The organism is Porphyromonas cangingivalis (assembly GCF_900638305.1).
Taxonomy (GTDB): domain Bacteria; phylum Bacteroidota; class Bacteroidia; order Bacteroidales; family Porphyromonadaceae; genus Porphyromonas_A; species Porphyromonas_A cangingivalis.
The window spans coordinates 1,784,627-1,806,542 of the sequence record NZ_LR134506.1 but is presented as its reverse complement, the minus strand read 5'-3'; the positions used below and the strand labels follow the sequence as shown (position 1 = coordinate 1,806,542).

At 52.0% G+C, this 21,916-nt stretch carries 17 protein-coding genes and 1 tRNA gene; 10 read left to right on the top strand and 8 right to left on the bottom strand.

All coding sequences use genetic code 11. The features are described from left to right. Positions 1-2: 2 nt before the first annotated feature. The 5 genes from tamL to fsa form a co-directional block, all read right to left on the bottom strand. Positions 3-2,294: a translocation and assembly module lipoprotein TamL gene (gene tamL, locus EL262_RS07430; protein ID WP_078735840.1), complete on the bottom strand. Its 2,292-nt coding sequence runs from the start codon at positions 2,292-2,294 to the stop codon at positions 3-5. 33 nt (positions 2,295-2,327) lie between these two features. Continuing rightward, positions 2,328-7,028 carry a translocation/assembly module TamB domain-containing protein gene (locus tag EL262_RS07425; RefSeq protein WP_078735839.1) on the bottom strand — a complete coding sequence of 1,567 codons (4,701 nt, stop codon included), beginning with the start codon at positions 7,026-7,028 and terminating at the stop codon, positions 2,328-2,330. 17 nt (positions 7,029-7,045) lie between these two features. Then, complete coding sequence (locus EL262_RS07420; RefSeq protein WP_025838825.1) at positions 7,046-7,846, bottom strand: diadenylate cyclase; 801 nt, start codon at positions 7,844-7,846, stop codon at positions 7,046-7,048. Positions 7,847-8,016: 170 nt separating this feature from the next. Further along, positions 8,017-9,489 carry an RNA-binding domain-containing protein gene (locus EL262_RS07415; protein ID WP_078735849.1) on the bottom strand — a complete coding sequence of 491 codons (1,473 nt, stop codon included), beginning with the start codon at positions 9,487-9,489 and terminating at the stop codon, positions 8,017-8,019. Between the two features lie 291 nt (positions 9,490-9,780). Next, positions 9,781-10,434: a fructose-6-phosphate aldolase gene (gene fsa, locus EL262_RS07410; RefSeq protein WP_025839530.1), complete on the bottom strand. Its 654-nt coding sequence runs from the start codon at positions 10,432-10,434 to the stop codon at positions 9,781-9,783. 406 nt (positions 10,435-10,840) lie between these two features. On the opposite strand from fsa, the gene EL262_RS07405 reads away from it, so the two are divergent. The 10 genes from EL262_RS07405 (at position 10,841) to EL262_RS07360 (ending at position 18,141) form a co-directional block, all read left to right on the top strand. Continuing rightward, the gene (locus tag EL262_RS07405) at positions 10,841-11,512 is read left to right on the top strand and encodes a uracil-DNA glycosylase (protein ID WP_036847455.1); all 672 of its coding nucleotides are present in this window, start codon (positions 10,841-10,843) and stop codon (positions 11,510-11,512) included. 38 nt (positions 11,513-11,550) lie between these two features. After that, a complete protein-coding gene (locus tag EL262_RS07400) occupies positions 11,551-12,552 on the top strand; it encodes an aspartate-semialdehyde dehydrogenase (RefSeq protein WP_025839528.1) in 1,002 nt (333 codons plus the stop codon). 84 nt (positions 12,553-12,636) lie between these two features. After that, complete coding sequence (locus tag EL262_RS07395) at positions 12,637-13,170, top strand: hypothetical protein (RefSeq protein WP_078735838.1); 534 nt, start codon at positions 12,637-12,639, stop codon at positions 13,168-13,170. A 32-nt stretch (positions 13,171-13,202) separates the two neighbouring features. Then, positions 13,203-13,742 carry a hypothetical protein gene (locus EL262_RS07390; RefSeq protein ID WP_025839522.1) on the top strand — a complete coding sequence of 180 codons (540 nt, stop codon included), beginning with the start codon at positions 13,203-13,205 and terminating at the stop codon, positions 13,740-13,742. Between the two features lie 25 nt (positions 13,743-13,767). After that, the gene (locus EL262_RS07385; protein ID WP_025839520.1) at positions 13,768-14,217 is read left to right on the top strand and encodes an META domain-containing protein; all 450 of its coding nucleotides are present in this window, start codon (positions 13,768-13,770) and stop codon (positions 14,215-14,217) included. 137 nt (positions 14,218-14,354) lie between these two features. Then, positions 14,355-14,436 (top strand) — tRNA-Leu (locus EL262_RS07380). A 348-nt stretch (positions 14,437-14,784) separates the two neighbouring features. Beyond that, the gene (locus tag EL262_RS07375) at positions 14,785-15,408 is read left to right on the top strand and encodes a Crp/Fnr family transcriptional regulator (RefSeq protein ID WP_036847609.1); all 624 of its coding nucleotides are present in this window, start codon (positions 14,785-14,787) and stop codon (positions 15,406-15,408) included. A gap of 37 nt (positions 15,409-15,445) precedes the next feature. Next, a complete protein-coding gene (locus tag EL262_RS07370; protein ID WP_244919652.1) occupies positions 15,446-16,279 on the top strand; it encodes a sulfite exporter TauE/SafE family protein in 834 nt (277 codons plus the stop codon). A gap of 89 nt (positions 16,280-16,368) precedes the next feature. Next, a complete protein-coding gene (locus EL262_RS07365; protein WP_025839518.1) occupies positions 16,369-17,784 on the top strand; it encodes an MBL fold metallo-hydrolase in 1,416 nt (471 codons plus the stop codon). Between the two features lie 36 nt (positions 17,785-17,820). Further along, positions 17,821-18,141 carry a rhodanese-like domain-containing protein gene (locus EL262_RS07360; RefSeq protein ID WP_025839517.1) on the top strand — a complete coding sequence of 107 codons (321 nt, stop codon included), beginning with the start codon at positions 17,821-17,823 and terminating at the stop codon, positions 18,139-18,141. A gap of 199 nt (positions 18,142-18,340) precedes the next feature. On the opposite strand, the gene EL262_RS07355 is transcribed toward EL262_RS07360, so the two are convergent. From EL262_RS07355 to EL262_RS07345, 3 genes are read right to left on the bottom strand one after another with little or no spacing between them, the layout of a single operon-like run. Beyond that, on the bottom strand, positions 18,341-18,586 hold the full coding sequence (locus EL262_RS07355; RefSeq protein WP_025839515.1) for a hypothetical protein: 246 nt from the start codon (positions 18,584-18,586) through the stop codon (positions 18,341-18,343). A 47-nt stretch (positions 18,587-18,633) separates the two neighbouring features. Further along, the gene (lipA, locus tag EL262_RS07350) at positions 18,634-19,557 is read right to left on the bottom strand and encodes a lipoyl synthase (protein WP_420874822.1); all 924 of its coding nucleotides are present in this window, start codon (positions 19,555-19,557) and stop codon (positions 18,634-18,636) included. After that, entirely contained in the window at positions 19,554-21,722 is a 2,169-nt protein-coding gene (locus EL262_RS07345) for a S9 family peptidase (RefSeq protein WP_078735836.1), read from the bottom strand. The genes lipA and EL262_RS07345 overlap by 4 nt, the downstream gene beginning before the upstream one ends. Between the last annotated feature and the right edge of the window lie 194 nt (positions 21,723-21,916).

The following is a 21,916-nucleotide window of genomic DNA, read 5'->3' as shown; positions in this document are numbered from 1 at the left end:
CTTTAGAAGGGATAACCGATTGCGAAGTGGAAGGTGTACCAGTCGTTCGTATCGAACGTATTGAAGTACTTGCTCCTATCCTTGTACGGTGCATGAAGCGCTACCCCGGCATCGAGACGAAGGACGAGATAGGTGAGGTCGTAACGGATACCGAGCCCCGTACCGAGGGCAATATCCTTGGAGAGGTCTTTGACACTGAATGCCCCTCCGGGACGATGGGTGTCCGAGCGAAGAAGCCAGATGTTGCCGGCGTCAACGAAGGTCGCCAACTCAAGTCCGCCCATAATCTTGTGACGGTACTCGACATTGGCTTCGAATCGGAGGTCTCCCGTACGATCCAAGAGGGCATACTGGTCATTTTCGCGTGGGCGGTACGATCCGGGACCAATGGATCGGACATTGAAGCCTCTGATACTGTTTGCCCCACCGGCATAGAACTGTTCGGTATAAGGTGCTACATCGGCATTGCCATAACTATACACCGCTCCTCCAAAGAGTCGTGTAGCTATCTGTGCTCGTGGGCCGAAGCGGTAGTTGTAGCGGAGTTCGAGTGTCCCTTTGATGAACTGCGCATAAGGTGCACCGAGGAAACGGAACGGCCTCTTGCTCTGATCTTTGTTGCGATAAAGTAGCCCCAGCAGGTTACCGGCCTCGGATATATTCGCCTCGATACCGAATCGGTGCGGGCTCTCGGGATCAGAGGTCTCATAGCCAAGCATATACCCTGCCCCGGCGATGAACTGGTTCTGAAAGGCGAGCCTGAGGATAGGGTTGTCCGAGACGACACTGTCAAACCTCTCTGTCCTGCGCAAGAGGTGATTGTATGCTATACGCACAGGGGTGAGGGTATGTCGAAGACCCTTCGTGGGCTCAAACTGATAGGAGAGTGTCCCGGCAAACTGTCCAAGGCGGTAAAACTCGCCACGATTAAGGAGCTCGCCCGAGAGAGAGATACGTGTGCTGGCGGGGTAGAAGTAGGTCGTGTTCATGATCCAAGGGAGATAGACCCTCGGAAGGGTAAGGGCAGCGGTGAGGTTGAACTGGTAACTGTTGATGTCCCAGCTACGTCCGCCTGAGCGACGGTTGGTCTCCCATTCATAGTTGCCCCCGGTGGTAAGACTGAGGAGCTCTCCTCCTCGGAAGAGGTTCTTCTTATTGACCGTGAAGGCCAGACCGGGTCCGACCTGGTTGTTACTCTTGGCTTTGAAAGTCGCTTCAAGCTCGGAGAAGTAAGGCTTATCGATCATCGAAGAGAGGGTCACGCTGAGGGCATTGTTCAGTGTGTCCATGGGGGCATAGGCCACATCGGTATAGGAGAACGTATTGAGGTACGACATGAGGGCTGTCGTCCTGTTTTGGTACGTCAGGTTGTAGAGGTCTCCGTGCCCGATACGGATGCGAGGGCGGAGGACACTGAGCTTGACGGGAGGAGTATCCCGATAGCGAAAGAGGACACCCTCGTACATCACACTGTCGGTGAGAGGATGACCGGTGCCATCAAGGAGATTGTACGTGATACTCCTGACGTGCCACGGCTCATAAGCCTGCGGAAGGGTCTTGTCCGAGAGACCGATACGGAGCTGCACCTTGCCCGGGGTCTTGACGGTGTCGGCAGTGTAGACGATGTTCTGTGCCTTGAAGAAATAATAGCCCCTGCTCCTGAGCATCTCTGCGATACGCTCGCGTTCGGCTTCGAGCTTGGCCACAGAAAAGTAGTCTCCCGGCTCTATGAGTCTGTCCTTGGGCGAAAACAGATCGGCAGAGTCGAGGGGGACAATCCCGACATTGAACTCTATACTGTCGTACACATAAGGTATCCCAAGTCGTACCTTATAGCCCACCTTGGCTTGTAGAGAGTCTCCCTTCTTGGGGTAAACGGCAGGCTCGACATCGGCGTGGAAGTAGCCGTACTCCTCAAGTATGCGTGTCGCAATGGTCGCCCGACCGTCGGGGTTGGCAGTGGAGACAAACTTGGGCTTCGTCCCCAAGGTCTTGTACAGCCATCGACCGAAGAAGTTCGAACTGTCGTGAAACTTCTTGTCGAAGTAAAAGCCATAGGTGAACGGCAAACGGAGACCGAAGAAGTAACCGTTCGGCTTGTAAGAGAGTACGTCGGAGACATCCGAAAGCACTTCCGCCTCGTGTCGTCCACCTTGTTTCCCTTCGACCTTGATCTCCTTGACACCGAGATAAAACTGTTCGCCCTCGGGGATGTAAGGACGTGGCGAACAGCCCACCACAAACAGAGACAGGATAAATAATAGACTTATGACTAAACTTTTGCTATGCTTCATACTTCTGTAACCTCAAACAAAGGGGTTGATGACTTACTTGTCGGCCTTCTCATCTTTTGGCACCTCGCTCTTCTCCTTCGGAGGTTCGGGAAGCTGTGGGCGTGGTTTGAGATTGAACTTGAACAGTTCCCTCAGCCTTGCCATACGTCTGCGAAGGACATAACCCACACCCGTCTCAATGACTTCACCATCGAGGAGGTTCTCGTAGTTCTTCTTATGGAAGAGACGGACATAGTGTGTGCCGGCCTTGTCGAGACGATAGTCGATCGACATGTTGTTGATGAAGGACTGGCCTGAGGTGCGGGCGGCATTGTTGCCACCGGTCTCGACCTGTCCGCCGACAACGACGCTGATACGGTCGTTGTAGAACTTCTTCGCAATACTGTACGAATAGTTGGTGCCTCGACCGGTCTCGGCGTTTGCCCCCTCGATACCGACATTGATCTCTGCATCAAGTGCCTCCCCGACAAGGCTCGTGAACTGCGATGCAAGGAGCGAAGAGAGCGCGGTATTGACATCGAAGCCCCCTGTCGCGACTCCCTGACCACCGAAATATACACCTGTGGCAAGGAGCATGATCGCCTGACGGCTACGCTCCTCTTCGGTCATCGCCATGATGTTGTTGCGCATGGTCAGGTCTTCGGGTGAGTCCATCGTAAAGAGGAGCGAAAGATCCTCGACGTTGTTTTTTGCCAAAATGCTGACATCGAAGTTGACCTTACGTGAAGCCTCGTTACCGTTGGCGACATCGGACTTGATGCGAGAAGTAGCCTTGAAGTCGATGTAAGGATTCATGACATTGCCGGCCCAAGAGATACGGCTGTCTTTCTCCACGATAAACTTACGACTGATCGGTGGGAGGTTGTAGTAGACATACCCGTCACGGATCTCAAACGTACCGTTAAGACTCATCGTGCCATAGGGAGGCATCGAGAAGTTGAGGTCACCGCCCCCTTGGATGTAGGCTTTGTTCGCCTCGTCCTTGGTGAGGATGGCCGTTGCCCTGAGTGCAGGGTCGATGTGTACCCCCAGCCTGACGTTCATACCTCCGAGAGAAAGACTGTCGACAGCAGCTTTCTTCGCTACGAAGAGTGTGTCGCTGAAGTCGGTGAACTCTATGAGACCCGAGAACTTGTTGCGGTTCTCCAATGGGCTATCCTGCGCCACATAAGTGATGTTCGTGTTACCGTTGATGGAGACATTACCCGTCACATCGAGGGCACGAGCAGGGCCTTTGAGTCGGATATTGGCATCTGCACTGATGATACCATGGAGCATCGTCTTGTCGGTACGCTTCGAGTCGAGCAAAAGCATATCATTGCCTCTCAGCGTAAGGTTCATCTTCATGTCATCACTGAGGCGCACCGTACCGTTGGTGTAGAGCTTTGCATTCGTATTGGCAGCGAGGGCAAAGTTGTCGAGCCTCAGGACATCTTCCTTGACATGGATCTTCTTGTTGTCCAAGCCATAAGACTCATTGATCTTGGGGATGAAGATCGAAGCACTGTCGAAGTGCATCACCCCATCGATGGTAGCTGTGTTGGTCGTCTGGATGTCCTTGGTCGTGTCGTAGTTGCGGATGTCGGCATTGAGATACCCCTTGAGTTCGAGCATATCTTTGGGCAAGAAGGGGTTGGCCTTATCAAGAGGAAGCTCGCTGATCTTCGCACTCCATCGAGCCTTGGCACCCTCCCTCTTCGGAGCAAAGGCCTGCGCATCCATCACAAGCGATCCATCGAGGGCCAACTGAGCGACCGCAAAGGTTCCCATCTCCTTGGGTCTCGTATGACCGGCCACAATGATCGATCCCACATCCTTCTTGTCAAACTTGAAGTTATTGAGACGCAAGAAAGCCGTATAGTCATTGATGCCATCGGTCTTGATCCAGTTTGCATTGAGATTGATCATACCGTCCATGTCGGGTACGAAAGAGAGGTTTTTGATCTTCTCAAGGCTGAAGTTCCTGATGCTGAGGTTGAGTGTATCTGATGGTTCGGGACTCTCACCGAGAGATCTTACGGAGATCCCCGACTCATCCGGAGCGACGAGATCGATGTCGGCTTTGATACGCATTCTGTCGTGTGCCGGCAGGACGATATAGTTAGCACCCTTGACATCAAAACTATTGTATGCAAGTATCTGTGCTCCGGGAGTGAAACTGAACTTCAAGTCGTTGTTCGGCATCTTCGTCATATCGAGACCAAGCTGGAGGAAGCTCTCCTCATTGCGATCCTCCACTCTGGTGAAGACCTCGGTACGATGGACATTTGTCGTGAGGGAGACCATGGCATTGAACGGCTGTTGGTCCTTGAACTTCTCCTTGTGCACCGAAGCCACGGTGTAGAAGAACGAAGAGTCCTGGCGTATCACGGCGTCCATCTGATCCACACGGAAGCCTTCCTTCTGGAAGTTGTCCACGTACAGCTCGCCCGAAAGCCCCTTATCTGTCGATGTCCCCACGGACAAGGCAAACTTCTGCCATCCGATATAATGCTTGTCGAGATAGGTCCTCAGAGGGTTCGACCGGCCCATCGCCAACGAAAGACGCATATCCGGATAGAGCTTGATCCATGGGGATATATCAGTGATCCCCATAGTATCCGCAGTGAAGGTCTGTATCTCCTTCGACAGCTTCTCTATCCGAGAGAGGAAGTCCTTGAGACCGTTGCGTGATGAGAAGTCGAGGACGAGATCCCCGGACTTCACCCCGGCACCGAGAGAGTCCTTCGAAGAGTGGGCATTCATGTATATGTTTGTAGGACGGATGAGCCCCATGTCTGTCGAGAGATGGGCATTCTCTATCTCGCCCACGAAGCTGTAATACTCATCCATATCGCTTCGGAGCGAACTTCTCAGTTCGAGCGAAGCAGCATCCAGCACTCCGGTCTGTATGCCGAGCTTGGATGGGACGATCGTATCTATGAGGAGGTTGACACTCGCCACGAGATTTTTCTTCATGAGAGTCGCATCGACCTGTGCACTCACACCGAGGGCTTCGTTGGGGCTGTTGAGAGCCGCGAAGAGCTGTTGGTCACGGAGCTGAGAGACGAGACTGATGTCCTTGAGCGAAGTATGCATATACTCGAGCGAGTCGATGATGAAGTAGACATTTGCCACCGTCGAAGGCGAGAAGACATCCGTACCCCGACCTTCGGCCACGAGATGAGCACGCACCAAGCCTATCGTGTCTCGGGGTAAGAACTGCCTCATGTCCATATCCGCTATCGTAACATTTGCGCTATAAGCCTTGCTACGAGGGCTGAAAAAACCTTCGGCAGTCAACACCCCTCGGGGAGTGACGATCCTCGTGTCCGTAGACATCCTCTGTGGCGAATACTCCACGTAGCCATCCAATGTCACATCTTGAGGGATGCGCCACGAAGGGTTCGCCACACCGAAGAGGGCAAGGGTCTCCATCACCTCACCGGTCGAAGCCTTGATCCTGACCTTCGCTGTCCTGCGATCTCTCATGATCTCGTTGAGCGTCCCATCGACATTGAGGGCAAGCACCTCCTGCAGTCTCACATCACCCCGTACACGCAAGGCCTGATCCATACGTCCCTGCCCTGAGAGACGGAGCATGATCGGCTGTGACGGCCACTCCTGATCCATAGGCACAAACCTCTCCAGATCCCTCATATATATGAGTCCATTGAGGGCAACACTCATGTCCCCTACACTGTCGGGCTTCCATCCGGCAAACGGTATGCGGGCATCCCCCGTGAGGTAACTCGACATGAGTCGGACATCAAGGTTCTTGATGTCCATATATGTCTCATCCTTGTTGATATCGGCACTGAGCGACTCTACCGTCCACCCATCGGCCGTCATGAAGGTCGCCGACTGCACCTGAGCCAAGGTATAGATACTATCGTACTGCACCCTATGCACATCGAGAGCCAAATCCCAAGGCATGGGGAGCATCTCCATCTCCGGTCCTGCCTTGTAGACACGTCCATCGATGAGGATGTTGTCTGCCTTGTAGAGCGACTTTTCAAGGTTGATCTCGGCATTTGCTATCTTTGCTTTGTGGAGACTGATGTCCACGATATTGGTATCAGGGTGCATCGCAAAAGCCCCCCTCACCTTCTCTATATCCACCTTGCCCAAGTATATCTTCAACTTCGTAGGCTCGGTCTTGGGCTTTGGCTCCTTTTTCGTCGTGTCACCGTAAAATACGTAAGCCTCAGTATGAGCAAGGCGGAGACTGCTGAGTGCGAGTTTTTGCTCTTTGAGGTTGAAGCTCGCATTGTTGGCCCTCAGTTCCCCCACATGACCTTGGACAGCAAACGTGGAATCCGTCGTCATGAAGTCCACCTTCGCTCCCTCCAATGCAGTCTTCGATATCGGGATGATCCCATTCGCTATCGAGAAGACGGACACATCCGCCTCCAACTTCGACACGAACGCTATCGTATCCCCCTCGGCAGAGAGAGCCAGCACATCGCCAACCTCCACCGACAGAGGCAGTCCAAGGTGAAAACGCCCCACGGTGACATCCCAGCCCGTAGCCTTGGACACCTGCTTGGAGACAAGACCTATAGCCCAGTTCTGCAAAGGTGGGACATACAACAACCCCACCACGATGACCGGGAGCAGGAGTATGAAGACCAACACCCCTATCACCCACTTCAGCACCCTCCGCCGCTTCCTGGGCTTCGGAGCAGGGGTCTCTGTCACCGTTTCGGTCGGTTCGTTATTATTATCGATGATATCTCTTTCTTCTTTTTGCATCTGACAAAATGTCTATCCTAAGTCGTCTCTCTTACTGTGCTCAGATCGGTGGTCGTGGCGGACAAAAACTTTTGGAGCTCATCCGCGTTGACATCTGCCAAGATTTCACCCTTGTACGCCACCGACATCTTGCCCCTCTCCTCCGAAATGATGATGACCTTAGCATCCGTCAGTCGAGCCATCCCGAGAGCCGCACGGTGGCGAAGCCCCATTTCCTTGGGCATCATCACATTCTGAGCTACGGGGAGGATACACCCCGCCGAAGCCATGCGATAGTTGCTGATGATGAGCGCACCATCATGGAGCGGACTGTTTTTGAAGAAGATATTTTCGATCAAGCGCGCATTGACATCGGCATTGATGATCTCACCGGTATGCTCATAAGCCTCAAGGTCGATGTCCCCCTCTATGACGATGAGGGCACCACTCTTCTTCTTGGCCATGTTGACACACGCCAAGGTGAGCGAAGCGATGTAGCTTGCATCCAGCTTTTCCTCGCCATTCTCCTTACCGAAAAGGCGACCCAAAAACTTCCATCTCCCCCTCGACCCCAGCGCATTAAGAAATCTCTTGATATCATCCTGAAAAAGAATGACAAGCAAGAAGAAGCCCACTCCCATGAACTTATCGAGGATAGCCCCCATCAAGCGCATATCAAAGAGCCTGTATATCACCACCCAAAGGATGATGAACGAGATGATCCCCGTAAAGAGCGTACGACTCCCCGATGTCTTCAGTGCCTTGTACGTGTAGTACAAGAAGAGAGTCACGAGGAGTACGTCTATGAAGTCTTTGAGGGAAAACTGTATCCAATCCATCTTAAAAGCAAGATATAGTTAAACATATATCAAGGCTAAGATACACAAAATAATCGAAATCGCTCGTTAAAGAAAAGGAGGGATTTCACTTCAACCAATCGCCGAACAAAGACACAGCCCTAACGCCTATTTCAGCCACGTATTACACCATTTACAGAGACGTCTTCACTTTAAGACGTGGTTCTATATCTTTGGTGTTTGCTCCGAGGTTTTTCGGGGATAGTCATTTCAATTTTGCCCTGATCTAATAGCGGGCGAAGGTATTTCTTCAAAAAATGATCTCGGTTCCTTAACTCCAAAAACTCCATCATCTCTTCTCGACTTCGAGAAACTTCGCAAAAGGACAATAACATCGAGACTTTTTCATGTATGTTGTCATGTATGTTGTCATGTATGGTATCATGTATGGTATCATGCATGGTATCATGTATGTTGTCATGTATGTTGTCATGTATGTTGTCATGTATGGTATCATGGATATAATTGACGTTCGGGATGGTCAAGACAAAATCACTCTTTCCAAACACTTCAAAAAAAGGAGTCTTTTCTTTCGTATAACCATAAAGATCCTTTGTGGCATCAAATATTTTCTTCATTCCACTACCTCTTCGTTCCATAAATCTCAATCGGCTGAAGACATCGGCCAATATCGGATTACGTCTCTTTGAGATATAGGATCCATCCCTCATTGGTTCGAGTTCGCCACCACCATAGACCCCTCCGGGAGAAGAAATAACGAGACGGTCATCAAACATATCCACATGAACCTCTGTCCCTCTAAAGTCATATAACCTGTGTATCAAGGCATTGACAACTCCCTCAAAATAAGCACGTTCAGCATAATCAGGTTTTTCGATTCTGCTATCAGGTGTTTTGATCCATCCTTTCCGAGTATTTCTCCGGATAAACTCAGTGGTGTTTTTTAGCAAGGATATCAGATTACCACTGTATTCGGCATCGTCAGCGGCATCATCGTGCACCGATCCTTTTTGTAATCCGTTCCAACGGGTACAAAACACTCTACTATCCGACAACGGACATTGATCCGCAAAAAGCAATCCTGCATTGGTCAAATGAGCATCTTCGGTCGCCAAACCAAAAGAGACATAATCACTCTCTGTCATATGTTGATTCAGAGTGTGTAAGTAAGTTGCTTCCAGTAATGTGAAACTATAATCCGTTCGCAATTTATCTGTTATTTGACTGTCGTATGTCTCGTTCCGTCCCTTGAGGATAAGTTCATTCAGCTGATAGTCGGTCGCGGGGACAGACTCATCTCCCATACGGATATATGCTGTATGGTGGTGTTCGTGAACATAGTAAAAAGGTGTTTGCTTCCCGGAGTCTACACTGACAACCAAAACATCTTTACCCTCTCTCTCCAAAGGGATGCATTCAAAGGTGGGACGAGGTGTGATACGAGCGACTATCAGCTCTGTAATTTTGCTAATGACCGTTTGGATATTTTCTATGCCGATCACTTTACGTGTACCATCTTCTACGCCAAAATAGAGAGTCCCTCCAATACCATTGGCAAACGCACTTACACTTTTCAGCCAACTTTTAGCATTCTTTGTCTCAAGCCGTTCCTTGAAGTCGCTGTCTCCAGACTCGGCTATAGCAATATCTTTTATCTTTCTCATGTCCGTATTGTAGATATCAATAAAGATACTCCAAATAAACGAAAAGATTTTCATCCACAGTCGAGTTTACGACAAAACTACATCGCCACAAAGACATCACCTCGACCTATAGGTAACAGATACCTCCTTTCAGCCTCTTGTCGAAATTTTGTCGTCCGCCAAAATAGCCTCGTGCCAGAATGCCTGCCACTATGCATCTATGAACCAAACGCCCCACATCGAGAGCAGATGTCGCTCTCGATGTGGGGGTGTTATTTTTGGGTCTTGGCAAGTGAGTCCTTGCCGAGGAGATTACTTCAGATTAGCAGAGTCCTTGATGAACTGTGCCAAGCCGTTGTCGGTGAGAGGGTGCTTGAGCAGTCTCAAGATAGAGTCAAGAGGCGAAGTCACGACATCCGCACCCAACTTCGCACAGTAAGTGATGTGGAGTGGCGAACGTATCGATGCAGCCAATATCTCAGTGGTGAAGTCGTAGTTGTCGAAGATCTCACGGATCTCTTCGATGAGGTTGAGACCATCCTGACAGATGTCATCGAGACGTCCGAGGAATGGAGACACGTATGTAGCACCGGCCTTTGCTGCAAGGAGAGCCTGACCGGGAGAGAAGATGAGCGTACAGTTGGTACGGATACCTTCCGAAGCCAATGTCTTGATCACCTTGAGACCATCCACGGTGATGGGCACCTTGACCACGATCTTGGGATCGAGGGCAGCGAGTACGTGAGCTTCGGCGATCATCTCGTCATAGGTGGTCGAGATCACTTCGGCACTCACATCACCATCGACGATGTCGCAGATAGCCTTATAGTGTGCTTTGACAGCATCGTTGCCGGTGATACCTTCCTTGGCCATGAGAGAGGGATTGGTGGTGACGCCGTCGAGGATACCGAGATCCTGAGCTGTCTTGATGTGATCAAGATTTGCAGTGTCGATAAAAAACTTCATAAGTCTATACGATATAAATATTGGATAAATTGGATGTCTACAACAACTTCGGCAACACCGAAGCTACCATCATAGCAAAGGTATCTAATTTATCACCAATTGACAAGAGCCAACAGCCACAAACCCACATCCTAACCACCCCTCCCTCCCCCTTTGTCTCACAAAACAGAAGTCGAATGAGGATCATCCATGACGTTCGGAGTGACTGATTCGGATTTTGAAAAAACTCTTCTGTGATCAGATATATCTCACACAGAGATCTCATCCGGTGTCCATCGAAACAATACGGAGGACAAATGTTGGTCGCCCAAGGCGGTGTACTTATATCCAAAAAAGTTATCTTTGTACAAAATGATCGGGTAACAATGACAAGTACAACAGATATTGATTTCGAAGACAGTGAGAGATGGTACGGATAGAAGAGTCATGGCAGAGGGTCCTTGCCCCGGAGTTTGAGAAGGAGTACTTCGGCATCCTCATCGAGCGTGTACGACAAGCTTATACCACAGGACGTATCTATCCGAAGGGAAAAGACATCTTTGCGGCCTTTGATCTCTGCCCATTCGACAAGGTCAAGGTCGTCATCCTCGGTCAAGACCCTTATCACGGCCCGGGACAGGCGCACGGTCTGAGCTTCTCCGTGCAGGACGGTGTGGCGATCCCCCCATCCCTTCGCAACATCTACAAGGAGTTGTCGGACGACATGGGTGTGGCGTACAGCCCCACTTCGGGCAACCTCACACACTGGGCTCGGCAGGGAGTCCTCCTCCTCAATGCTTCGCTCACCGTCGAGGAGCATCGTCCGATGTCGCACAGCACGATAGGCTGGCATATCTTCACGGACAATGTGATACGCGCCATAAGCAAGGAAAAGGAGCATGTCGTATTTATCCTATGGGGTGCGTTTGCAGGCAGCAAGCGTGGACTCATCGACGAGACAAAGCACTTGGTGCTCTCGTCGGCACACCCTTCGCCGATGTCGGTGCACAGGGGATTTTTCGGGAGCAAACCGTTCAGTAAGGCAAACTACTTCCTCTTTGCCCACGGACTTGCTCCTATACAATGGATTATGGAATGATATTAACGGATTAACGAACAAGATAACAATTCTCGAATATGAATATAGCTATCGTCGGCGCAAGTGGTGCCGTGGGTCAAGAGCTCATCAGGCTCATCGAAGAACGCAACTTCCCCTACTCCTCCCTCAGACTCTTTGGATCGGCTCGTAGTGCGGGCTCGAAGTACCGTGTGCGTGGTGAGGAGATCGTGGTCGAGCTCCTTGAGCATGGAGATGCCTTCAAGGGGATAGACATCGCCTTCGTCTCTGCCGGCGGTGGCACCTCGAAGGAGTTTGCGGAGACGATCACCAAGCATGGAGCGGTGATGATCGACAATTCGAGCACCTTCCGCATGGACCCCGATGTGCCACTTGTCGTGCCCGAAGTCAACGCCGAAGCGGCGAAAGTACGCCCTCGTGGCATCATCGCCAATCCCAACTGTACCACCATCCAGATGGTCGTGGCACTCAATGCCCTCCATCGTGTGAACCCCATCAGCCGTGTCCACGTGGCGACCTATCAGTCGGCCAGCGGTGCAGGAGCTTCGGGCATGGCCGAACTTGAAGAACAAGTGGCACAGACGGCTCGTGGCGAAGAGCTCACGGTCGAGAAGTTTGCTTACCCCCTCGTGTACAACCTCATCCCACAGATCGATGTCTTTACGGACAACGACTACACCAAAGAGGAGATGAAGATGTACCATGAGACCCGCAAGATCCTCGACAAAGACATCGCTGTGAGTGCGACCTGCGTGCGTGTCCCGGTCCTCCGCGCCCATTCGGAGGCGATATGGGTGGAGATGGCTCGCCCGATGACGAAGGAGGAGGCGCACAAGGCATTTATGGAAGCTCCGGGTGTCGTCCTCATCGACAAACCTGCGGAGAAGGAGTACCCCATGCCTCGCTATCTCTCGGGCAAAGATCCCGTGTATGTGGGTCGGGTACGACAAGACCTGACGAACCCCAACGGGTTGACATTTTGGAGCGTGAGCGATCAGATCCGCAAGGGTGCGGCACTCAATGCCGTACAGATAGCGGAGTACCTGATCGACAACAAATAACCATGGCAGCAGATCCGAGAGAGGCCGAAAGCCGGGGCAAGGATTTCGCTCTCTCGGGGCTTGCTCCCCAAAACCTGACCGATCATGAAACGCTACGTTACCCTCGTGACCCTGCTGCTCTTCGCATCGTCACGGCTGTCGGCCCAAGAGGTCACACATGTACCGGAAAGAGAGCCCAAGGTCTTCGCCGAATTTTCGCTGGCGCCTGTATTCATCGGGGTGAGCCTTCACAAAAAGGTATCTCCTAAGGTGCTCATAGGACTGGATATGAAGACCTTCTTCCCGGTGCCGATCATCTACAATATGGTAGCGGGGGACGTGAGGTTTTATCCTCTCGACTATGTCTACAGCCGGCCAAAAGGGATAGGTCTCAATCCACTCGTTCGATCAGGCGTAGTCCTCTCTTATGCTCCATTTGAGGGTGTTGTGGCGTTGCATCCGTTTATAGGAGCAGGGCTGGAGGTCAATTACAAGAAACTCTTCTTGCGCCCTTCGGTCGTGATCAGCAGCCCTTTCGTGATCCACAGAGAGACCGACAAGCAGTCCTTTGGGGACGACTTCAAGGAATCGACACTGTTGAACTCGATATTCTTCAGCACCATAGGCTTCAAATTTTAGTCTTCCGCTCAAAACCTGATGTCTCTCTCACAATGAAATACCTCCTGCTACTCATCCTGCTCTCCGTGAGCACACTACACCTCCATGCCCAAGAGGTCGACATGTCCGACAGAGGGGCTTCTCCTGCCTCCAAAAACCTCTTCGACTACACCGCATCACCGGTTTTCTTCGGTCTGACCTACGACCGAGTACTCACCCCACGACACATCATCAGTGTGACAGCGAAGACCTGCAACTACCTGCCGATCATCTACTCATTGGTATCCATCAGCTACAAATACTACCCTACCGAGATCGCCCTACAGCCGGAGGTGTGGACGAAAAGGAGCATGGTACAAGCAGGTGTGGAAGTCCTGCCCTATTTCCCCTTGACAAACGATACGGGGATCTCACCCTATGTCGCAGGGAGCTTGGAGTTCAGTCGCAAGTCGCTCTTCATCCGCCCCACACTCACGGTGGGCTATCCGCTCACGATAAGGAAAGGTCGGGTCGAATTACCGACCCCGAAGGATATCCTTTTGATGTCGGCATTGACATCCATAGGGATGACGACCATAGGATTCAGATTTTAACTCACTAACAAATACATTATCAACTATGAAACAAATTGTAAGCTCTATCCTCGTGGCGGCAGCATTCATCCTCACAGCCTGCCAGCCCAAAGAACAAAAGACCACAGTCGCAGAGCTCGAAGGCTCATGGCAGATCGTCAAGGTGAATGATGTCATGACTCCGGACACGTTGTTGGACGAGTCGTACATCAGCTTTGACCTCACCCTTCAGACCATCAGTGGCAAGGCAAGTTGCAACCTCTTCAATGCCAGCTTCGAAAAGGACGAGAAGGAAGCAGATAAGTTCAGCTTCGCGCCTATCGCCACGACCATGATGGCTTGTCCTCACCTCGACTTCGAACGCCAAATCTTGGATGCCCTCCAGTCATCTGTGCAGGTCGCTCGTGATGGCGAAGGCTTCGTGCTCCTTGACGAGAACGGCAACAAGAGCATCTTTCTGAAAGCGATGAAGGCAACTTCCGCAGACCGGCAATAAGGAGTGAATTACGGTGAAGGGAACAATGAGAAGCCCCCGAAAAGACAGAATAACAAGAATAATCATCACTTTTTCGTCACGTATTGTCAGATTTCTCAAATTTGTTTACCTTTGCACCAGCAACAAAGAATTGGTGCGCCCAGATGGCGGAATCGGTAGACGCGCTGGTCTCAAACACCAGTGGAGCAATCCATCCCGGTTCGATCCCGGGTCTGGGTACTTGAGTAGAGGCTGAGGACATATTGATCCTCAGCCTCTTTCTTTTTGTCTGCTCCTCCCCAAAGCCAAAGCAGCAGTTCCCCCGACACCCACTTTTGAAGGTATACATCCAACTGAAAACAAAGGGATAAATAAAGTCCTTGGATCCTCACGATCAAGTCTTACGACCTTCGTCATCGAATCTTACGACTTTCGAAATCAAATCCCGGGACTTTTTTGGCTCGGATCGGAAGCCCGGCACAGATACCGACACCACACACACGACAAGTAAAAGACTATTAAAGGATTAGAATACTTTTCGAAGCCAGCTTTAGGGCGAAGTCACGTTTTTTTATTATGTTTGCCACCATGAAGCAGTTAGAAGACATAACCGAATTTCGCAGTTCGCCCGAACTCGTCGAAAAGCTCTACACCCACGGCATCCTCAAGGTATATAAGGCAGGTAGCGTGATCCTCAACGAGCACTCTCACATCCGCTCCATCCCCATCGTCATCAAAGGGGTGATGAAGGTCATACGCACCGAGGACGATGGGCGTGAGATCCTGCTCTATTACATCAAGGCAGGTGAGAGCTGTATCATGTCTTTCCTCGGGGGCTTGCACAACGAGACGAGCAAGGTGAAGGTCGAAATAGAGGATGATGCAGAGATCCTCTTCTTGCCCATCAACAAGGTCTCCCTCTTCATGAAAGAGCACCCCGAGTGGCTCAACTACATCTTCCGCACGTACCACAAGAGGTTCGAGGAGCTCCTTGAGACAGTCAATGCCATAGCTTTCAAGAAGATGGATGAGCGTCTGCTGGACCTTATCCACAAGAAAGCCGAACTCATCGAGGGCAATACCATACAGATCACACACGAACAGTTGGCGACCGAGCTGGGGACAGCCCGAGCCGTGGTGTCAAGACTGCTCAAACAACTCGAAGAGTCGGGAGCTGTCCGTCTGGGGCGCAACAAAATCACCCTTATGTGACAAAAGTAGCTGTACGGGGCTCGGCTTATGACGATCTTTGTGTCGTCCACCAACCGATCCCATCATGTACATCGCAGGTTATTTAGCTTCTATCCTAATAGGTCTTTCGCTCGGACTCGTCGGAGGCGGAGGTAGTATCCTCACCGTCCCCGTACTGGTCTATCTCTTCGGCATCGACCCTGTCTTGGGCACAGCGTACTCCCTCTTCATCGTAGGTGTCACGGGCATCATCGGGAGCATCTCTTACTCCCGTCACTCGCTTGTGGATGTGCGCACGGCGGTCATATTCGGACTGCCGTCGATCGTCGCTGTCTTCCTCACAAGGGCTTACCTCGTCCCTGCCATACCCCAAGAGGTGTTGAGGCTGGGAGACTTCGTCATCGATAAGAGCATGTTGCTCATGCTCCTCTTTGCGATACTCATGCTCGTGGCTTCCGTCAGCATGATCCGCCCGAGCACCCAAAGCCACAAGCCCCCACAATCAGCCCCAACGCACCGCAAGTATCCCTACGCCTTGATCCTCATAGAGGGTCTCGTGGTGGGATCGCTCACGGGCCTTGTCGGTGCAGGTGGGGGCTTCCTCATCATCCCTGCCCTCGTCGTCCTCGGGCGACTACCGATGAAACAAGCCATCGGCACCTCCCTTGTCATCATCTCTGCGAAGTCCCTGCTGGGCTTCTTGGGGGAGGAGGGATTGACGAGTCTGGACTGGGGATTTCTACTCTCCGTGACGGCATTTGCCACTCTCGGCATCTTCTTCGGCATGAAGCTCTCTCACCGTATTGACGGAGCAAGGCTGAAGCCTGCCTTCGGGTGGTTCGTCTTCGTCATGGGTATATATATCATCCTGAAAGAGACTTTGTTTGCCTGAAAACATCCTTATGTGACTAAAGTAGCTGTACGGGGGATAAAAATGCTTCATCTTTGCATCGTAACACAACAACAAAATCCGGCTATATTATGAAAGTAGAACAAATCTATACGGGCTGTCTTGCCCAAGGTGCATACTACATCACCTCCATGGGCGAAGCTGCCATCATCGATCCTCTTCGCGAGATCACACCATACGTCGAACGCCTCAAGCGTGACGGTGTCCGACTCAAATACATCTTGGAGACCCACTTCCACGCCGACTTCGTGAGCGGTCACCTCGACCTGAGCCGTGCCACCGGCGCACCCATCGTCTACGGGCCTACGGCCAAGCCGGGGTTCGATGCCATCGTGGTCGAAGATGGTCAGATACTGGAGCTTGGCAAGGCGAAGATCAAGGTCATCCACACTCCGGGACACACGATGGAGAGCTCCTGCTTCCTTCTCATCGACGAAGATGGTCGTGAGACGGCACTCTTCAGTGGCGACACCCTATTCTTGGGTGATGTGGGTCGCCCCGACTTGGCACAGAAGGCCGCAAACCTCACACAAGAAGAGCTTGCAGGTCTACTCTACGACAGTCTCTACGAAAAGATACTCCCACTCTCGGATGACATCGTCGTCTATCCGGGTCACGGTGCGGGTTCGGCTTGTGGCAAAAACATGATGCAGGAGACCGTGGATACCCTCGGCAACCAAAAGCGTGTCAACTATGCCCTCAAACAACCGAGCAAAGAAGCCTTCATCGCATCCGTGATCGACGGACTCCTCCCTCCTCCGGCTTACTTCGGTGGCAATGTGGCGATGAACAAGCAAGGCTACGACAGCTTCGAACACGTCTTGGAGCGTGGTCAGTCGGCACTCTCTGCGGATGAGCTCGAACACATAGTCGAAGCCTCCGATGCCCTTGTACTCGACACGAGAGCTCCTCAAGTCTTTGCACAAGGCTTCATCCCTCGCTCGATCAACATCGGCATCGACGGCGACTTCGCACCTTGGGCAGGAGCGATGATAGTGGATGTCAAGCAGCCCCTCGTCCTCGTGACCGAACCGGGTCGTGAAGAAGAGGTCATCACAAGGCTCAGCCGTGTGGGATTTGACAATGTCCTCGGCTACCTCGATGGAGGTTTCGAAACTTGGCAGGCTTCGGGCAAGGAGGTCGATCATGTCGAGCGCATCTCGGCAGAAGAGCTTGCAGGACGCTTCCCTCTCACAGACAGCATCATCGTGGACGTCCGCAAGGAGAGCGAGTATGCGGCAGAACACGTCGAAGAGGCTTACAGCCGTCCCCTCGCTTATATCAACGACTGGATACAGGATCTCCCTCGTGACAAGCACTTCTACCTCCACTGTGCCGGCGGTTACCGCAGTATGATAGCTGCGAGCATCCTCCAGGCAAGGGGATACCGCAACTTTACGGACGTCGAAGGGGGCTTCGGAGCCATCGCTCAGACGAGCATCCCCAAGACGGACTATGTGTGCCAGAGCAAGATGTCCAAACAATAAAGTCATTCATCACATCTGTAAAACATCATAATTATTATGTTCAAACTCATCAAAAGTCTCTTCTCTCGTCCGGATGATCAGACCCTCATAGAGGCCATCAAGGACGGTGCATTCTTGGTCGATGTCCGCTCTGCCGGTGAATTTGCTTCGGGCAGTGTCCCCGGAGCTGTCAATATCCCCCTCGATCAGATCGAAAAGAAACTCGACAAGTTCAAAGGCAAAAAGTCGATCATCGTCTTCTGCCTCAGCGGTGGCCGCAGCTCTCAAGCCCACGTCATCCTCCAACGCAACGGCTTCGACAACGTCCTCAACGGCGGCACGTGGAACCACGTCGCTTCCCTCAAGAAAAGCATCTGAATAACCGGCTTGAAACCGCCCTCCCCCGAAAGGCGGACTAAGGCCTAAATCAAGTCCCGAGACTTTTCTCATCGTCTCGGCCAGACAGTAGCGGAGGGCGCACACACACTCCACTTCATCTATCTACAATACAAGCAAACAGGGTGTGGCAGACCATGAGTCTTGCCACACCCTGTTTTGCATGTGTATCGGACAGAGACTACTTGTCTCGATCCGCATTGAGGATCTTGATGACCACGCTTGCGGCAGGGCCTTGGAACGACTTGCCCATCACCTCCGTGAGAGCAGCCATGACCTCGGTGTATTCGCCAAACACACGTGTGGAGATACTGCCGGGTTCGACTTTGAGGCGGTCGTACTTCTGAAGCTCGGCAATGAAGGCCTTGACGTGTGGCTTGAAGTCATCGACAAGGGGATAGTAACTGAGTTCGACTGAACATTTCATAGTTTACGGCTATTTGTGGTGAATGTTGTTATGAGATGCATCCTTTGTCACTTCGCCTTACCCAAGTCACGCAGACTCTTCTGCTCTTTAGCCTTGACAAATTGGCTGTCAGCGTGGTACGATGAGCGTACGAGAGGTCCGCTCTCGACGTGGGTAAGCCCGAGGGCTTCGCCGATGCGCTTATATTCGGCAAATTGGTCAGGGTGCACATACTCGACGACCTCTATATTGCGCTTCGACGGGCGCAGGTACTGACCGATGGTGAGGGTGGAGACCCCGTTGGCGACACAGTCACGCATGAGTTCTTCGACCTCTTCGGGCGTCTCACCAAGGCCTACCATAATGCCGGTCTTGGCGACAAACCCTCTGTCAGAGATGGCACGCAAGACCTTGAGGCTCGTGTCGTAGGTCGCACGGTGGCGTACCGTAGGGGTGAGCCTGCGTACGGTCTCAAGATTGTGACCGACGACATCAGGCTTGACATCGAGCACCTTCTGAAGGCAGTCGAGATCCCCTTGGAAGTCAGGGATGAGCACTTCGACGGTTGTCTCGGGGCATCGATCCTTGACCGCCCCCACACAAGCCGCCCAATGTCCTGCGCCATAATCGTCCATATCGTCCCTGTCGACAGAAGTGATGACGGCATACTTGAGCTTCATCTGAGCGACACTGGCGGCGAGACGACGAGGTTCGAGCGGGTCGACAGGTGCAGGCTTGGCGCAGGAGTTGGTGGCGCAGAAGCGACAAGCTCTGGTGCAGTCGTTGCCACAGATCATGAATGTCGCCGTGCCACGACTCCAACACTCGTGCATGTTGGGACACCTTCCGCTGGCACATATCGTGTGCAGACCTCCTGAGGAGAGTGTCTCCGAAGTGTGTGAATAGTTGTCCGTGCTACGGATGCTTATCTTGAGCCAATCGGGCTTCCGAAGAGGCTTGTTGGCTTTGGCTACTGAAGGCTTGATCATCATAGGTGCGTCTTGAAGTAGCTGATGACCTTACGGAAAAGGTGGTTGCGAGTATTGCCGCCACGGATGCCGTGATCCTTGTCGGTATAAACCATCATGTCATAATCCTTGTCTGCGGCGATGAGTGCCTCGGTGAGGTGCATGATGTTCTGGATGTGCACGTTGTCGTCCGCTGTACCATGGACGATGAGGAGTTTGCCTTGGAGACCATCCACGTGACTGAGCACTGAGGTCTGACGATAGCCCTCGGGATTTTCGTTTGGCGTACGCATATATCTCTCGGTGTAGATCGTATCGTAGAGTCTCCAGTCGCTTGGAGGTGCCACAGCCACACCTGCACGGAAAGTACCGTTGCCACGAGACATACACATGAGGACATTGTATCCGCCGAAGCTCCATCCGAAGATGCCGATACGGCTTCCATCGATGTAGGAGAGTTTGCCCAAGGCCTTTGCCGCAGCGATCTGATCATTGCTCTCGGTGATACCGAGGTTGAGGTAAGTACACTTCTTGAACTCACGACCACGGAAGCCTGTCCCTCTGCCATCGACACAGACGACGATAAAGCCCTCTTCGGCCATGGCTGTCGTCCAATCCGCCTCATACTCGTTCTTGACCTCCTGTGAGCCCGGACCGCTGTACTGAGTCATCACGACGGGATAACGCTTCGAAGGGTCGAAGTTCGAGGGCTTGATCATCCATGCAGAGAGCTCGGTACCATCGGCGATCTTGAGGGTCATGAACTCCTTCTTGGGCATCTTGTACTGCGCAAGGGTAGCACTGAGCTTGCTGTTGTCTTCGAGGAGCTTGACGACCTTGGCATCACGAGTGCGGCGGATCTCATATCGGGGCACCTCTGTCGCTGAAGAATGTGCAAGGAGGTAGTAACTCATATCTTTGCTGAACACGACCGAGCTCACGCCGTCCTTGGGCGAAAGGAAACGTTGCTTACCCTTCTTGTCCTGTGCGATGATGACACGATCGGCCGGTGTCGGAGAAGCCAACGAATAGATGAGTTCGCCCGAAGCCGTCACGCCATAAAGCTGTGCGACATCGCTCTTACCCTTGGTCACCTTGCCCACGAGCGTACCGTTCTTGCCATATCTGTACACCTGTGCTGTGCCGTCTGACTCGTTCACGTAGAGTGCACCCTCGTTGTCGAAGGTGAGCTGACGCACCCACTCGGTGTCGATGTACTTCTCGTCCTTGTCCTGGAGCCATAGCTTTGCAACAAAGCTCTTGGGATTGACGCTGTACACCTTGAAGATGCTCTGATGGCGATTGAGGGTGAAGACATACAATGCATCGCCACGGAAGTCGAGACGAGGGATGTAGTACTCAGCCTTTTCGGGGAGCCTGATCTCCTTGGTGTCACGATTGTCGACGTTATAGAGTTTGAGGGAGATGTCCGAATTTTTCTCGCCGGCCTTAGGGTACTTGTAGACGTAGTTGAGAGGATAGTTGCCACGGCCGAAGATGGTCATGTCGAAGGTCTTCACTGCGCTCTCGTCGCTGCGTACGAACGCCAAGAATGCTCCATCCCTACTCCACTCCATCAGTCCGATGGTATATAGTTCCTCCTCATACACCCAGTCGGTGACACCGTTGAGGATGGCATTGATCTTGCCATCGGTGGTCACACGCACCTCGGTGTCGTAGTCAAACTTCTTGATGTATATATCATTGTCGATGACATAAGCACACATACGACCATTGGGCGAAAGGGTCGGAATGCGTACCTGCCCCTTGGTCGTCGCCAGAGGCTTGACCATATTGCGACGGACATCGTAGTGGTAAGCGGTATAACTACGACTGCGACGATAGATGGGCTTTGTCTCTCTGAGGAGGACGATGTGATGTCCATTGTCGCTGATGCGGTAGTCGTCGATGCTCTCGAAGTCACACTCACGAGCCGTCTTGCAGTTGAACAACGTGTCCACGACCTTAGCCGTCTCATACGAATAGCGCACGATGGCACCATGATCTTCGCTCAAGATCGTGTAGTGCTTGCCATCGGCAGTCGATCGAAAACCATTACCTGCACTACGAGCCGCAAAAGCTCCGGTTGTGATCTCCTTGATGGTCGGCGTCTTCGCACTTGTCGTCTGAGCGACACACACGGGACTGCTCAAAAGGGCAGCCAACAAAAAGTATTTTAATCTGTTCATAGCTATTTTGTTTCTTACTCGGACAAAGATAACCAAAAACGACTTAACCTCCGATCCACCCTACTCTCTCTTCTCTCAACGATCCGAAAAAAGTCCGCAGACCCTCTCGAATCAAATCTTACGACTTTCGTCATCGAGTCAGACAAGCCTTTTATACGCATACATCTTCGCCACCCTCATCCACATACAAGTTG

Coding starts and splice junctions, on each gene's coding strand:
- tamL (WP_078735840.1), bottom strand. CDS start 2,294: ATGAAGCATAGCAAAAGTTTAGTCATAAGTCTATTATTTATCCTGTCT.
- EL262_RS07425 (WP_078735839.1), bottom strand. CDS start 7,028: ATGCAAAAAGAAGAAAGAGATATCATCGATAATAATAACGAACCGACC.
- EL262_RS07420 (WP_025838825.1), bottom strand. CDS start 7,846: ATGGATTGGATACAGTTTTCCCTCAAAGACTTCATAGACGTACTCCTC.
- EL262_RS07415 (WP_078735849.1), bottom strand. CDS start 9,489: ATGAGAAAGATAAAAGATATTGCTATAGCCGAGTCTGGAGACAGCGAC.
- fsa (WP_025839530.1), bottom strand. CDS start 10,434: ATGAAGTTTTTTATCGACACTGCAAATCTTGATCACATCAAGACAGCT.
- EL262_RS07405 (WP_036847455.1), top strand. CDS start 10,841: ATGGTACGGATAGAAGAGTCATGGCAGAGGGTCCTTGCCCCGGAGTTT.
- EL262_RS07400 (WP_025839528.1), top strand. CDS start 11,551: ATGAATATAGCTATCGTCGGCGCAAGTGGTGCCGTGGGTCAAGAGCTC.
- EL262_RS07395 (WP_078735838.1), top strand. CDS start 12,637: ATGAAACGCTACGTTACCCTCGTGACCCTGCTGCTCTTCGCATCGTCA.
- EL262_RS07390 (WP_025839522.1), top strand. CDS start 13,203: ATGAAATACCTCCTGCTACTCATCCTGCTCTCCGTGAGCACACTACAC.
- EL262_RS07385 (WP_025839520.1), top strand. CDS start 13,768: ATGAAACAAATTGTAAGCTCTATCCTCGTGGCGGCAGCATTCATCCTC.
- EL262_RS07375 (WP_036847609.1), top strand. CDS start 14,785: ATGAAGCAGTTAGAAGACATAACCGAATTTCGCAGTTCGCCCGAACTC.
- EL262_RS07365 (WP_025839518.1), top strand. CDS start 16,369: ATGAAAGTAGAACAAATCTATACGGGCTGTCTTGCCCAAGGTGCATAC.
- EL262_RS07360 (WP_025839517.1), top strand. CDS start 17,821: ATGTTCAAACTCATCAAAAGTCTCTTCTCTCGTCCGGATGATCAGACC.
- EL262_RS07355 (WP_025839515.1), bottom strand. CDS start 18,586: ATGAAATGTTCAGTCGAACTCAGTTACTATCCCCTTGTCGATGACTTC.
- lipA (WP_420874822.1), bottom strand. CDS start 19,557: ATGATGATCAAGCCTTCAGTAGCCAAAGCCAACAAGCCTCTTCGGAAG.
- EL262_RS07345 (WP_078735836.1), bottom strand. CDS start 21,722: ATGAACAGATTAAAATACTTTTTGTTGGCTGCCCTTTTGAGCAGTCCC.